This is a genomic window from Mucilaginibacter sp. OK098 (genome assembly GCF_900142915.1).
Classification (GTDB): domain Bacteria; phylum Bacteroidota; class Bacteroidia; order Sphingobacteriales; family Sphingobacteriaceae; genus Mucilaginibacter.
The window spans coordinates 898,859-913,937 of sequence record NZ_FRCM01000001.1 but is presented as its reverse complement, the minus strand read 5'-3'; the positions used below and the strand labels follow the sequence as shown (position 1 = coordinate 913,937).

The window sequence follows — 15,079 nt, the reverse complement described above, 5'->3', positions numbered from 1 at the left end:
GACAAATGACTAAAACATGATACGGAATTACATAAAAACCATGTGGCGCAGCCTTACCAGGAACAAAGGCTATAGCTTTTTAAATATAGGGGGCCTGGCTATAGGAATTGCTTGCGCATCGCTTATTTTTTTATGGGTTGAGGATGAAGTAAACTTCGATTCGGTAAACACAAAGAAAGACAGGCTTTACATTGTGCGTGAAAACCAAAAGTATGATACTTATGTATTTACGCATTCTTCGACCCCCGGATTAATGGGCCCGGCTATGAAGGCTGAACTTCCTGGCATTGCAAATACTGCACGTGCATCTGAAGGTGGCACGTCGCTGCTTTTTTCGAAAGGAGATAAATCAGTCTTCGCCTCTGGCAAATACGCCGACCCTGCTATTTTCAGCATGTTTACCCTGCCATTTGTAGAGGGTAATGCTGTTTCGGCATTTTCACAGCTTCATTCGCTTGTTATAACCGAAAAAACTGCCATAAAGTTTTTTGGTACCGATAAAGGTGTTATAGGTAAAAGTATAAGAGTTGATAATAAGCAGGATTATACAGTATCGGGCGTTATTAAAAATTTTCCGGCTAATTCTTCACTACAGGTTGAATGGTTTATGCCTTATAAAATTTATTTTGATCAAAGTCCGTGGTTAAAAGAGTGGGGGAATCAATCAACAATCACTTATGCTGAACTAAAACCCGGTGTAGATCCGGAAACTGTAAATAAGCAGCTTTATAATTATATCCAAAAACGAGTCCCCACAACCTTAGGTCATTCATTTTTGTTTTCAATGAACGACTGGCACCTGTATGATGATTTTAAGGATGGCAAAAAAACAGGTGGTGGTCAAATTGAATATGTTCATTTGTTTACCATAATTGCGTGGATCATTCTGTTCATAGCCTGTATTAACTTCATGAACCTGGCTACTGCCCGTAGCGAAAAACGTGCCCGTGAGGTAGGCGTTCGTAAAGTACTTGGTGCCGGGAAGAAACTTCTGATTTTCCAATTTATAGGCGAAGCCATATTTATGGCATTTATCTCCGCAATATTTGCGGTAATAATTATCATGCTTGTATTGCCGGCCTTCAATATATTAGTTCAAAAACAGCTAGTGCCGGGCTTTGGCAATCCCTATCATCTTGTTGCTTTGCTGTTTATAGCTATAACCTGTGGAATTATTGCGGGTAGTTACCCGTCATTGTACCTGTCTTCGTTTAACCCTGTGTCCGTATTAAAAGGGATAAAAATGAAGGATAGTGGTGCTTCCTATATCCGGAAGGGATTGGTGGTTTTGCAATTTACAGCATCAATAGTACTGATTATTAGTACCATAATAGTTTACCAGCAGATCCAGCATGTTAAAGACAGGAAACTGGGTTTTAATAAGGATAACCTTGTTGAAATGGATCTGCAGGGCGATATGGCCAAAAATTATAATCCTATAAAACAGGAGTTTTTAAGCACCGGTTACGTATCAAACGTTGCACTTGCCGATCATGGTATTATTTATAACGGAAACAACACATCTGGCCTTACCTGGGCCAGCAAGCCTGCCGGCTCACAGGTGTTGGTATCACAACGTTATGTAACTCCTGAATTTATGGAAACCTCTGGTCTGAAAATACTGGAAGGGCGGAATCTTACGATGGCAGACACCAACACGCCTTTAAGAATGGTTATAACCGAATCAATGGCTAAGTTAATGGGCAAAGGCAGCGCTGTTGGGAAAACTGTTCATGGTGAAGGCGATACAACATCTGCCATAGTTGTAGGCGTTGTGAATGATTATGTATATGGCGATATGTATGGCAAACCCGATCCGGTAATGTTTTGGAGTGTGCCCCCGCGACATGCAACAATTATGTATGTGCGCCTGAAATCGCAAAATGATGTTGAAAAATCGCTGGCAAACCTGCAGGCTGTATTAAAAAAATATAACCCGGCTTATCCATTCGATTACCGTTTTGTTGACGACCAGTTTAACCAGATGTTTAAATCTGAAATGCTGGTAAGCAAGCTATCAAGGGTATTTGCGTCGCTTGCAATCATCATTTCGTGCCTTGGCTTATTTGGCTTAGCTGCCTATACAGCAGAACGGCGTACCAAAGAAATTGGCATCCGTAAAGTGCTTGGCGCAAGTGTGCCAGGTTTGGCAGGTTTACTTTCAATGGAGTTTTTGCAGTTGGTTGTACTATCGTGCCTGGTGGCTTTCCCGGTAGCTTACTGGGCAATGCACAACTGGCTCAAAACCTATCAATACAGGATTGCAATAAACTGGTGGGTGTTTGCCCTTGCAGGTATTGCAGCCGTAATAATAGCTATTGTTACCATAAGTTTTCAATCAATTAAAGCGGCAATGATGAACCCGGTAAAGAGCTTGCGTTCCGAGTAATGTTAGTCATTGGGCATTAGTCATTTGTTTAACCGGATGATTGATCAAAAGGTCCAATGAAACCGCTTTAAGACACTAATGACCAATGACATAATGGCTAATGACTAAATAAAATGATAAAGAACTATATAAAAATTGCTTTCAGAAACCTTTGGAGGCATAAAAGCTTTTCGCTGATAAATATAATAGGGCTTGCAGTAGGAATGGCAGCCTGTTTCCTCATCTTCATGTATGTGCGGTTTGAGTTGAGCTATGACAAGTTTAACCAAAACTTCGGCCAGGTATACAGGCTGAATACAGATATTAAATCACCAAACGAAGTGCTTCACTGGAGTAGTGCATCCCCGCCTATGGGGCCTGCATTACAGGCTGATTACCCGGAAGTAAAAGCAAATACCAGGGTTTTTGGAGCAAGTTTTTTAGTGACGAACAAAAACGAGAAGTTCCAGGAAAACAATATCAGCTTTACTGATCCTGCCATATTTAAGATCTTTACCTTTCCATTTATCCATGGCAATCCTGAAACTGCGCTTAAAGATCCATTCAGCATGGTATTGACGGAAACTATGGCAAAAAAATATTTTGGCAGTACAGATGTTGTTGGTAAAACACTCCGCTTAAATGACAAGCAGCCAGTCACCATTACCGGTGTAATTAAAGATGTTCCCCTCAATTCGCACTTCAGCTTTGATATGTTGATTTCTGCCTCAACAATGGAAAAGATGAAGTTGATAAATATGAATGAATGGGGTAATTTCAGCAACTCTACCTACCTGTTGATCCCCGACGCGGGCGCTGCCGCAAAACTGCAGGCAAAGCTCCCGAATTTTTTAATAAAGCATATCAGCGAGGATAAACGTAGAAAAGGCTATAACTACGTGCTGTTTGTGGAACCGTTAAAAGAAGTTTATATGGATACTTTCAGAGGGGCACCGGTTAATGGCAATCTTTCAAATGTGTACATATTTTCAATAGTGGCCATATTTATTTTGTTGATTGCCTGTATAAATTTTATAAACCTTACCACTGCAAGAGCCACAGAACGGGCAAAAGAAGTAGGGATCCGCAAAGTGGTGGGGGCAGAAAGGGGGCAACTTACCGCGCAGTTTTTAGGCGAGTCAGTTATCATTTGCTTAATCTCATTTGTCATTGCGGCGGCGTTAAGCCAACTGTTATTGCCAATGTTTAATCAATTGGCGGGCAAGATTATCAGTCATAGTATTATTGAGCACGGTTATATTTTTATACTTTTTATTATAGCGCTGGCAATTGGATTTATTGCAGGTATTTATCCCGCACTCATACTTACTAATTTTGATATTACAACCGTACTCAAAGGGCGTTTTACCTCGTCTGTTAAAGGGATCTTTTTACGAAAAGGCCTTGTTGTTGTACAATTCACTATATCAATAGTGCTTATTGTGGGTACTATTATTGTGTATAACCAACTCAATTACATGCGAAACCAGTCGCTGGGTTTTCAAAAAGATCAAATGCTGATCCTTGATTTTAGCGGCGACTCCCTTGCCCAAAGCATGAGCGAAACTATAAAGCATGAGCTAAAGCAGATCAATGGAGTACTATCCGCATCCGGCTCTGGCACAACACCGGGAAACGGTAATAGCGTTGCTTATTCAGAAGTTGAAAGTCATTCGGGCAGTTTGCTGTCAATGAATATGAACCTTTACGATGTCGATTTTGATTTTATCCCTCAATACGGAATGAAAATGGTTGCCGGGCGTGCATTTTCAAACGAGTTTGCTACCGATTCAACAAAAGCTTTTGTTATAAATGAAACAACCGTAAAAGACCTCGGTTATGCATCGGCTAAAGACGCAATAGGTAAAAAGTTTAATCAATGGGGGCGTAAAGGTACAATTATCGGGGTTGTACAGGATTTTCATTTCGAATCGCTGCAGCAAAATGTTAAGCCCTTAAATCTGAGAATAAACTTGCACAACATAAATGTATTTACGCTAAAAGTCAAAGGCGGTGATATCCCAAATACTATCGCTGCTGTGCAAAGCAAATGGAAAACATTAGTTCCGCAAAGGCCGCTAACCTATTATTTTTTAGATCAGAATTTCAATAAACAGTACGCAACTGAAGACAGGTTTGGTAAGCTGTTTATGTACTTTGCTGTGCTGGCTATCATGATCTCTTGCCTGGGCCTGTTGGGTCTTGCTTCTTACAGCACCTTACAGCGTACCCGCGAAATTGGGATCAGGAAAGTACTGGGTGCAAGTGTTCCGGGAATAGTAAATATGTTATCAAAAGAGTTTATGCTACTGGTGGGTATTGCAGCAATAATTGCCTTCCCGATTGCATGGATTGGGATGCATAGCTGGTTAAAAGATTTTGCCTACAAAGTAAATATCGGCTGGTGGGTGTTTGCTGTGGCCGGCATATTAGCGATGATGATTGCTGTTACAACAGTAAGCTTCCAGGCTATTAAAGCAGCATTGGCAAATCCGGTTAAAAGTTTAAGGAGCGAATAGGGGTAAAAGGTGAATTAATTGTATGAATTATAATTAATTAATGTAAAACAGGTGCAACCTAATAAGTTAATAAGTCGTCTAATTCAAAGGCCCATAAGCTAACAGTTCACCTAAAACAAATCGCCATGATAAAAAACTATATTAAAACCGCTTTTCGCGGACTGATGAAGAATAAGGGATTTACCTTTATTAACGTGCTCGGCCTTGCTTTGGGCCTGGCTACCTGCCTGCTTATTGTATTTTACGTGTTTGATGAATTAAGCTTTGACAGGTTTAATACCAAAGCCGACAGGATCTATCGTATAAACAATAATATAAAATTCGGCGGCAACGAAAACTCCTACGCTGTATCCCCGGCACCAACGGCGGCGGCTATGAAAGCAGATTTCCCCGAGATTGAGCAGGTGGCACGATTTAGGGATAACGGCGGAAACCAGGTAAAAAAAGGCAGGCAAAATATAGTTGAAGACAGGATGGTATATGCTGATAATTCCATATTCAGCATTTTTACGCTGCCAATGATTAGCGGCAGCACCTCAAATGCATTAACTGAGCCCCATACGGTTGTTATTACCGAAAGAATGGCCAGAAAATATTTCGACCGTACAAATGTGGTTGGGCAAACATTAACTTTTAACGATACTTCACTATATAAGGTAACCGCGGTAATTAAGGATATCCCTAAACAATCGCATTTTAATTACGATTTTTTTATTGCGATGCCCGGTTTGGCCGAAAGTAAAGAAGACGCCTGGTTAAGCAATAATTTCAATACTTACATAGTGCTCAGAAAAGGTGCTGACATCAATAAGCTTACGGCTAAAATGCCTGAGTTCATGATAAAGCATGCAGGTCCGCAACTACAAAGCATGATACATTTAACATTTAGCGACTTTGAAAAAGCAGGCAATTATTACAAGCTCAGTTTTATTCCACTTGAAAGAATACACCTTCATTCAAATAGTATTGCCGAAATGAGCCCGAATGGCGATATAAAATATGTGTATATATTTTCGGCCGTTGCTATATTTATTTTACTTATTGCCTGTGTTAATTTCATGAACCTTTCTACTGCGCGGTCATCAAACCGTGCCCGCGAGGTTGGGGTGCGTAAAGTATTAGGATCGCCGCGTAAATACCTGATAGCCCAGTTTTTAACAGAATCGGTATTAGTAACCTTATTTGCCACACTTATTGCACTATTGGCTGCCTGGCTCTTTTTACCGGCGTTTAATAAAATGGCCGGCAAAGAACTCATCATAACCGCTCAAATAATATCGTGGTTATTACCAACCTTATTGCTGATAATTATTGTGATTGGCTGCCTGGCAGGCTCATATCCCGCTTTGTACCTTTCAGCTTTTCAGCCTATCGATGTATTGAAAGGGAAAATAGCATCAGGCTTTAAAGGTGGTATATTCCGTAGTACATTGGTTGTTTTCCAGTTTTTCATTTCCATTTTTCTAATTATTGGCACGCTGGTGATATATAACCAGCTTAAGTATATCCAAAGTAAAGATCTGGGCTATAATCGCGATCACGTAATGATCGTACGCAACGTTTGGTCGATCGGTAAGGCCGCCAAATCCTTCCGTGATGAAGTTAAGGGCCTGGCAGGCGTACAGGATGCTTCACTTAGCGGCGCTTTGCCAACTGGCGGATATGGCAACAGTACCACATTTTTTAAAGACCCTGTAATGAACCAAAAACGGGCGATACTTACACAAATATGGCCGTCAGATGAAAATTACCTGCCTACTCTTGGAATAAAAATAGTAAAGGGCAGAAATTTTTCTAAGGAAATCCTCACTGATTCAACTGCTTTGATTATTAATGAAGCCGCCGCGAAAATGCTCGACTTTTCAAACCCTATAGATCAGTTTCTTTATACGCCGAATGACAGGATGGGCAAAAATATAAAGAAGTATCATGTCATCGGGGTAATGAAAAATTTCAATTTCAGATCGCTAAAGGATAATATAACCCCGTTGATTTTTAACATGGATGAAGACAGGGGAGCGGTAAGTGTGCGGATCAGGTCTGCCAATATTCCGGCAATAATCCAACAGATAAAAAATAAGTACAACTCGTTTTCCCCAACCCAGGAATTTAATTATTCATTTATGGATGAGGATTTTGATGCCATTTACCGTTCAGAGCAGCGGATTGGCACAATCTCCGTTGCGTTTACGTCGCTTGCTATTGTAATTGCCTGCCTGGGGTTGTTTGGCCTGGCCGCTTATGCTGCAGAGCAACGCACTAAAGAAATTGGGATCAGGAAAGTTTTGGGTGCCAATATTTCAACCATAGTAGGCATGCTGTCGAAGGATTTTATTATACTGGTACTTGTAGCTATTGTGCTGGCAACGCCGCTGGCCTGGTGGGCCATGCATAGCTGGCTGCAGGGATTCGCTTACCGCCAAAATATTCAATGGTGGATCTTAGCTCTTGCCGGTGGCGGTGCAATAATTATAGCTTTTGTAACCATCAGTTTTCAATCAATAAAAGCCGCCATTACAAACCCGGTTAAAAGCCTTAAAAGTGAGTGAGGTTAGTCATTGGTCATTAGTCATTGGATGGGTCGGATTTGGATTCAGTTTGACTAACTTAATAACCATGGCTCATCATAATATAATTTACTAATGACCAATGACACAATGACTAATGACTAACATATGATAGAGAATTACATAAAAATTGCCTGGCGAAATCTTGTTAGGAACAAGATAAGCAGTATTATAAATATAAGTGGTTTAGCTATTGGCCTGGCCTGCGTGCTGCTGATTGGAATGTATGTAGCTGATGAATTAAGCTATGATCGTTATTTTAAAGATGCTAACCGCATTTACCGGGTTAATCTTGATGGAAAAATGGGGAATAATCAATTTAATATTGGGCATACCCCGCCGCCGGTTGGTGCAGCTTTAGTAAACAATTACCCGGAAATTGAAAGCTACACCCGCATCTTTTTACCCGGCGACGAGATCGTCCATTATGAAAACAAAGGTCAAAGAAGCTCGATAACTGAAAAAAGTTTGCTTGCCGTTGATTCTAATTTTTTAAGATTCTTTAAATTTCAGTTAATAGCCGGTGATGCAGCAACCTGCTTAAACGGTATCAATTCAATTGTAATTACTCAAAAAGCCGCTAGAAAGTACTTTGGAGATGAATCGCCAATAGGTAAAACTTTAATATTTGATGAATATGCTACACCATTTACAGTAACGGCTGTTTTAAAGGATCTGCCAAAACAATCCTCACTGCAATTTGATGTTTTGCAAAACACAGCAAGTATTCCAAATGTAAAACGCTTTAGCTGGAGCTGGGTGTGGCTGCAGATGGGCACTTACGTTAAATTTAAGGCTAATGCAGCAATTGACCCGGCAAGTATAACAGCTTTGGAAAGCAAGTTTCCGCAATTGGTAAAAACACAGGCTGCCAGCGCTTTTAAACGCATTGGTCAGCCTTATGACGAGTTTAAAAGAAAAGGTGGTAAGTGGGATCTGCATTTGCAACCTTTAACCGACTTACACCTTTATTCGGCAGATATTGGCACCCGGTATTTTGAACAAAGCGATATCAAATACATTTACATTTTTTCGGCAATTGCGTTGTTCATCATATTGCTGGCCTGTGTAAACTTTATGAACCTGTCCACCGCACAATCTGTAAAACGGGCGAAAGAGGTAGGCATTCGTAAGGTTTTAGGGTCATTAAGAAAGCAGCTGATCCGCCAATTTATTACCGAGGCCATATTGTACAGTTTCCTGGCGGCCATTTTTGCAATACTTATTGTGATACTGGCATTGCCGGCATTTAATCAAATAGCAAGCAAGGAACTTTCATTATTTGAATTCCTTAATTTAAAAACAGGCGTTGGTATTCTTTCATTAATAATACTAACCGGGTTGCTGGCAGGCAGCTATCCTGCGTTTTTCCTTACCTCATTAAAACCTGTTAGCATATTAAAAGGAGGCAACCTGTTTAACAGATCAGGAAGCGGCTTTTTTACGCGGAACGCCCTGGTGGTTTTCCAGTTTACGGTATCAACCGTGCTTATTATTTGTACCGTTGTTGTTTACAAGCAATTGATGTTTAGCCAAAGCAAGGACCTGGGTTTTAATAAAGAAAACGTAATTGTTATAGCGAATGCCGACCGCCTTGGTAAAAACGAGGAGGGCTTGCGTACGGAGTTATTAAGGCTGCCGCAGGTAGCTAACGCAAGTATCTCAACAAGCTTACCCACGAAACAGTCTTTCGGTGATACTTATATACCTGAATTAAACGCGAATGACGCGCACAGTGCCGAGAATAATATTATGCTCTCTTCATTTATTGTTGACGATGCATTTGTATCAACGTTAAATCTAAAAATTGAAAGTGGCAGAGCTTTCTCTAAAGATTTTAGCGATTCGGCATCGGTGTTATTAAACGAAACGGCTGTAAAACAAATTGGATGGAAGAACCCTATCGGCAAAACGCTGACCTATCCTGGTAATAACAACCAAAAATTTAAAGTAGTAGGTGTTGTAAAAGATTTTAATACCGAATCGTTAAGAACGGAGATAGCTCCTTTTGCATTATTCTATACAACTTCAAACACCTATCAAATTGGAACATCCTATTTTACTGTAAGAATAAAGCCGGGAGATTATAATACAGCAATAGAAGATATTCAGCGTAAATGGAAAGCGTTTGCACCTAATACGCCATTTGATTATAGTTTTATGGACGCGGAATTTGATGCGCTTTACCGCTCGGACCAAGTGATGGGGAAAGTTTTTACCGTTTTCACCATATTATCGGTGGTAGTGGCCTGTTTAGGTTTACTGGGGCTGGCAATATATACTGCTGAAAGGCGCATGAAGGAAATTTGCATCCGGAAAGTATTAGGGGCCTCGGTTCAAAACGTGGTAACCATGCTTTCAACAGACTTTTTAAAGCTGATTATTATTGCATCAATATTAGCGTTTCCTATCGCCTGGTATGCCATGAGCAATTGGCTGCAGGGTTTTGCATTCCGAACCAATATCAGCTGGTGGGTTTTTGCAATTTCGGCTGGGATAACGCTGGCAATTGCTCTTATAACCATTAGCTTTCAATCAATAAAAGCGGCTTTGACTAATCCGGTGAAAAGCTTGCGTTCCGAGTGAGGTTAGTCATTGGTCATTGTGTCATTGGTCATTAGTGGAAAAATCGCTAATGTGCTTTTACCCTTAGACCATTACTAATGACCAATGACAGCGAAGCGAATGACAAATGACTAATAACCAAATACCATGATAAAAAACTATTTTAAAACCGCCTGGCGCAACTTAGTTAACAACAAGTTTTACAGCGCCATAAATATTGTAGGGCTTACTGTAGGATTAACCGTTGGCCTGTTAGTTTTGCTTTGGGTTAATGATGAGCTTAGCTTCGACAGGTTTAACACCAAGGCCGAACAGATCTATAAAGTTAATGCCCAGATAGGTACAGGTACCAGTAAACAGGTTTGGGGTGGCGTACAAGGACCGGTTGCAACTTTTGCATTAAAGGACGTTCCGGGTGTTGTTAATGCGGTTAGGGTGGTTGATAATGGCCAGTATTCTATCTTCAGATATAAAAATAAATTATTGACTGAGGAGCGGGGTAAATTAAGTTATGTTGATCCTTCAATATTTAAGGTGTTTGATTTTAAATTGGTAAAAGGTAATATCAATAACCCTTTCCCAACTGATAATTCAATTATAGTAACAGAAAGCACAGCTAAACGTTACTTTGGGAACGATGATCCGATTGGTAAAATACTGCAGGTTGATAATAAAGATAATTATGTAGTTAACGGAGTTGTGGTCGATTTCCCGGGAAACTCATCCATCAATCAAAACATATTGTTCTCAATAAACGTGCGCAAAAACCAATATCGCGCTTCAGATTACTGGAAATCAATGGATGCTGATTGGGGTGATTACTATGTTACCACCTATTTGCAATTGCAGCCTGGTACATCAATAAAAGATGTGGAGGATAAACTCACTATGATCCATGTAAAAAACCAGGATGGGATTAAATTATCTGATGGGCATTACCTGCTTCAGCCCTTAACAAAAATGCATTTGTATGCGCCTGATGGAAGTTCATCGGCTATGCAAACGGTAAAAGTGTTTGCTATAGTTGCTATACTGATATTGTTAATAGCTGCAATAAACTACATAAACCTGAGCACTGCACGTGCTATGTTGCGCTCAAAAGAGGTGAGTGTACGTAAAATTATCGGAGCAGCCCGGATGCAGCTTTTCAGCCAGTTTATTGTTGAAACTGCTTTATTTTTCAGCATCTCGCTTATTTTGGCATTTGGGCTTATTACTATTCTTATGCCTGCTTACAATACATTATCAGGCAAGGATATGCATTTCGACCTGTTGAGTGGCACTGTTTGGCAGGTTGTAGGCTTAACGGTAACTATTACTCTAATTGCATCAAGCATATATCCGGCCTTGCTGCTTTCTTCATTCAAACCTATTAATGCACTTAAAGGCAAGCTATCATTAGGGGTTGGCAATTCAGTTTTCAGGAAAGTGCTGGTTGTTTGCCAGTTTGCTTTCTCAATCGGACTTATAATAGGTACGCTGATCATTAACCGGCAGCTTAGCTATATCCAGAATAAAGAATTAGGTTTTGATAAATCGTATGTTTTTTCTGTGCCCATGCGCGATATGGAGAATCATTATGAAGGCATAAAAAGTGAGTTGCTCAATCAAGCGGGTATATCAGGAGTTACCACCGGTGATAATAGTATTATTAGCCTTGGCAGCACTACAGGGGATACTGACTGGGATGGAAAAGAAAAAGACAGGTCGTTCATGATCCATCCAATGGGGATTGATAAAGACTTTATCCATTTTTTTAAGTTGAAATTAACAGCTGGCGCCAGCTTTACAGGCATAAAGCCAGACACTGCACATTTTATATTAAATGAAACAGCTGTAAGAGATGCCGGAATCCAGAACCCGATAGGCAAACGTTTTAAGCTATGGCAAACAAGCGGTGTGATAGTGGGGGTTTTAAAGGATTTTCATTTTGCATCGTTAAAACAAAAAATAGAGCCATTTATATTTTATTACCAACCGCATACCTGGCAGCTTTTTGTTAAAACAACCGGGAGGGACGCCCCAAAAGCATTAAAAGCAGTTGAAGCCACCTGGAAAAGGTATAACCCCAATTACCCTTTCAGCTATACTTTTCTTGATGAAACCTATGATAAGCTTTATAAATCAGATCAGCAGACAGGGACTCTTTTTGACATATTTGCCTGTATTGCCATATTAATTTCCTGTCTTGGTTTATTCGGGTTGGCAACTTATACGGCACAGGTAAAGGTTAAGGAAATAGGCATTCGCAAGGTATTGGGTGCAAGCGTGGCAAACATAACCTCCATGCTTTCGAAAGACTTTTTAACGCTGATCATTCTGGCCATTGCAATTGCCACGCCGGTAGCCTGGTATGCCATGAACAAATGGCTGCAAGATTTTGTATACCGCGCCACTATTCAGTGGTGGATCTTTGTTTTAGCAGGCATGGCAGCTGTTATTATTGCCTTGATAACTATAAGCTTTCAATCAATAAGAGCAGCATTGGCAAACCCGGTTAAGAGTTTAAGAAGCGAGTAAGAGAGGTGAAAGCATAAAGGTTAAAAGCGAAAGGTAATAGCTTGAAATTTTTATGCGAATATTTTAATCTGCATGCAACGTAATGACTGAATTATTGGTCTTTTAGAAAAAAACCAAAAACATCACTCAAATTAAATATGCTTAAAAACTACCTAAAAATCACCTGGAGAAATTTGCTTCGGCATAAAGCATTTTCCTTCATCAATATTTTAGGGTTGGCCATTGGTATGGCCAGCTCGGCCCTGATATTACTGTGGATCCAAAATGAGGTAAGCTATGACCAGTTTCATGTAAAAAAAGACAGGTTATATGAGGTTTATAACCGCTCGGCTTTTGATGGTAAGCTTTGGTGTTGGGGAACCACGCCAAAAGTGATGGGCAAAGTGTTAAAGCAAAGTTACCCGCAAATTGAAGAAACTGCAAGAACCACCGATAACACCTTTTTGTTTATTATTGGCGATAAACACCTGAATGTTCAGGGCAATTTTACCGATCCCGGGTTTTTAACCATGTTCAGTTTCCCTTTAATAAAAGGCGATCCAAAAACGGCTTTAAATACAATCCACAGCATCGTTATTACTGAAAAACTATCAAAGAAACTTTTTGGGGATGCCGATGCTATGGGTAAAACTATCAAAATTGATAGCAATGCCTATTTTAATGTAACCGGGGTAATGAAGGATCTGCCGAATAATACCCGTTTTCAATTTGAATATTTATTGCCATGGTCATACATGAAAAAAATTAACTGGGACGATGAGTACTGGGGAAATAACTCTATCCAAACCTGGGTTTTATTAAAAAAAGGAGTTACCGAAGCACAGGCTGATGCTGCTATTGTTCACGTAACTAAATCACATTCAGACACTAAAGATATCGATCAATTCCTTCATCCGTTAAGCAAATGGAGGCTATATTCTAAATTCGACGACAAGGGAAAAGTATCGGGAGGTAGAATAGAAACCATCAGGATCTTTTCAATAATTGCTGCCTTTATTTTATTGATAGCCTGTATCAATTTCATGAACCTGAGCACGGCTCGCAGCGAAAAACGTGCGCGCGAGGTGGGGATTCGCAAAGTGGTTGGGGCTTTAAGAAATTCATTGATCTACCAGTTTTTAGGCGAATCTGTATTGATAGCTTTTATAGCGGGAATTATAGCTTTAATTGCCGTACAGTTAAGTATTTCAGGCTTTAATATGCTTACAGATAAGCAATTATTTGTGCCCTACGGTAATCCGTATTTCTGGTTGTTTTTCCTGGGCTTTATTTTCTTCACAGGTATTATTTCAGGCAGTTATCCAGCATTGTACCTGTCATCGTTTAAGCCTGTAAGTGTGCTTAAAGGCACATTTAAAGCTGCTAATGCGTTGGTTACTCCACGTAAGCTGCTGGTAGTTATCCAGTTTACATTTGCTGTTGTGCTTATTGTTTGTACCATAATTATCAGGCAGCAACTTAAATATGCACAAGAGAGGGATTCGGGCTATAAAAAGGATAACCTGGTTTACGTGATGATGAAAGGAAGCATTAAGACAAATTATAAGGCTATTAAAAATGATCTGTTAAGCAGCGGAGCGGCAACAGCAGTAACCAAAACCAGTTCGCCCATAACCGAGGGCTGGAGTGACAGCTGGGGCTATAACTGGACTGGCAGGCCTGTTGGCGGAGAAAAGATTGATTTTAACATTTTTAACACTGATGGCGATTTTGTTAAAACAATGGGGCTTAAAGTTATTGCCGGCCGGGATATCGATATTATAAATTATCCATCTGATTCATCTGCAATGCTATTGAACGAAGCCTCGGTTAAAATTATGGGCTTTAAAAATCCCGTGGGCCAGGTAGTAAGGAATGGCGAGGGTAAAGATGCACAGCTGTGGCATGTAGTGGGCGTGGTTAAAGATTTTATATTACAATCACCCTATGAACCGGTAAGGCATATGCTGATCCAGGGGCCTAAAGCATGGTTTAATGTTATCCACTTTAAGCTGAATAATACCCATAACACCGCTGAAAATTTAAAACGTGCCGAACAGGTATTTAAAAAATATAACCCTGAATACCCGTTTGAATACAATTTTGTTGACCAGGAATATGCCCGCAAGTTTGGCGATGAGCAAAGAATTGGCACGTTGGCCAGTCTATTTGCAGGACTTACCATCATAATATCATGCCTTGGCCTGTTTGGCCTTGCAGCCTATATGGCTCAAAACCGGATCAAAGAAATAGGGATCCGTAAGGTTTTAGGTGCATCAGTTGCAGGGGTTACCACCATGCTGTCAAAAGATTTTTTAAAGCTGGTGATGATCTCCTTTGTAATTGCAACCCCAATTGCCTGGTGGGCTATGTATACCTGGTTAAAGGGCTACTCATACCGCATAACCATAAGCATCTGGGTTTTTGTTTTGGCAGCTTTTATAACAGTTTTAATATCACTGATAACAGTAAGCTTTCAAGCAGTAAAAGCGGCATTAACAAACCCGGTAAAAAGTTTAAAGGGGGAGTGAGGTTAGTCATTGATCATTAGTCATTAGGTC

6 protein-coding genes are annotated in these 15,079 nt (G+C 40.2%); all 6 read left to right on the top strand.

The genetic code is table 11. The features are described from left to right. Positions 1-16: 16 nt before the first annotated feature. The 6 genes from BUE31_RS03665 to BUE31_RS03640 all read left to right on the top strand — a co-directional run bounded on the left by BUE31_RS03665 (position 17) and on the right by BUE31_RS03640 (position 15,049). A complete protein-coding gene (locus tag BUE31_RS03665; protein WP_073400355.1) occupies positions 17-2,389 on the top strand; it encodes an ABC transporter permease in 2,373 nt (790 codons plus the stop codon). 113 nt (positions 2,390-2,502) lie between these two features. Further along, entirely contained in the window at positions 2,503-4,887 is a 2,385-nt protein-coding gene (locus BUE31_RS03660; protein WP_073400353.1) for an ABC transporter permease, read from the top strand. A gap of 125 nt (positions 4,888-5,012) precedes the next feature. After that, complete coding sequence (locus tag BUE31_RS03655; protein WP_073400351.1) at positions 5,013-7,436, top strand: ABC transporter permease; 2,424 nt, start codon at positions 5,013-5,015, stop codon at positions 7,434-7,436. A 126-nt stretch (positions 7,437-7,562) separates the two neighbouring features. Continuing rightward, positions 7,563-10,040: an ABC transporter permease gene (locus BUE31_RS03650; RefSeq protein WP_073400349.1), complete on the top strand. Its 2,478-nt coding sequence runs from the start codon at positions 7,563-7,565 to the stop codon at positions 10,038-10,040. 126 nt (positions 10,041-10,166) lie between these two features. After that, positions 10,167-12,539 (top strand): ABC transporter permease, encoded by a 2,373-nt coding sequence (locus BUE31_RS03645; RefSeq protein WP_073400347.1) that lies wholly within the window; start codon positions 10,167-10,169, stop codon positions 12,537-12,539. Between the two features lie 137 nt (positions 12,540-12,676). Next, entirely contained in the window at positions 12,677-15,049 is a 2,373-nt protein-coding gene (locus BUE31_RS03640; RefSeq protein WP_073400345.1) for an ABC transporter permease, read from the top strand. Positions 15,050-15,079: the final 30 nt, after the last annotated feature.

Bases quoted from the DNA above. Each gene is read 5' to 3' on its own strand.
- BUE31_RS03665 (WP_073400355.1), top strand. From the start codon at position 17: ATGATACGGAATTACATAAAAACCATGTGGCGCAGCCTTACCAGGAAC.
- BUE31_RS03660 (WP_073400353.1), top strand. From the start codon at position 2,503: ATGATAAAGAACTATATAAAAATTGCTTTCAGAAACCTTTGGAGGCAT.
- BUE31_RS03655 (WP_073400351.1), top strand. From the start codon at position 5,013: ATGATAAAAAACTATATTAAAACCGCTTTTCGCGGACTGATGAAGAAT.
- BUE31_RS03650 (WP_073400349.1), top strand. From the start codon at position 7,563: ATGATAGAGAATTACATAAAAATTGCCTGGCGAAATCTTGTTAGGAAC.
- BUE31_RS03645 (WP_073400347.1), top strand. From the start codon at position 10,167: ATGATAAAAAACTATTTTAAAACCGCCTGGCGCAACTTAGTTAACAAC.
- BUE31_RS03640 (WP_073400345.1), top strand. From the start codon at position 12,677: ATGCTTAAAAACTACCTAAAAATCACCTGGAGAAATTTGCTTCGGCAT.